Raw genomic sequence first — 405 nt, 5'->3', positions numbered from 1 at the left:
GTGCCGATGGCGGTGCCTGCGATCAAGGGTCCGGCTCCGTTGCCTTCGGAAGAAGAGGCCGCCAAGTAGCCCGCCGCTGTGCTCACGACGGTTTCGCCTCCGGTTCATCCGGCTACTCCTGCACGAGGAGTCAAAGCCGAGATATCGGAGGTGAACCACGTGAGTTCAGCCAAGAACCGCCGAGGTTTCAAGATCGCCGCAGCGAGTTTCGGTGCAGCAGGCGCGCTTGCCATGGCGGTCGTCGGTCTCGGCGCTGCCCAGGGGCTCGCCGAACCTGACGACACCGGAACGCTGCCGCCCGAACCCGCCATCACCACCGGTGAGACCATCACCGAGACCACGGCGCCGACATCGCCCGAGACGTCCGTTGCCACGCCGTCGGTGAGCGCGACCACGCCTTCAGGG

1 protein-coding gene is annotated in these 405 nt (G+C 66.7%); it reads left to right on the top strand.

Annotated features, from left to right (window positions below; all coding sequences use genetic code 11):
* Positions 1-159: 159 nt before the first annotated feature.
* Positions 160-405, top strand: a 246-nt coding sequence (locus tag D7Y11_RS43060) for a hypothetical protein (protein ID WP_199754003.1), incomplete at its 3' end; no start/stop codon positions are given.

It is taken from the genome of Corallococcus sp. AB018, assembly GCF_003986945.1.
In the GTDB taxonomy this organism is placed as follows: domain Bacteria; phylum Myxococcota; class Myxococcia; order Myxococcales; family Myxococcaceae; genus Corallococcus; species Corallococcus exiguus.
The sequence above is the reverse complement of the archived record's forward strand: the minus strand, read 5'-3'. Positions and strand labels throughout refer to the sequence as shown.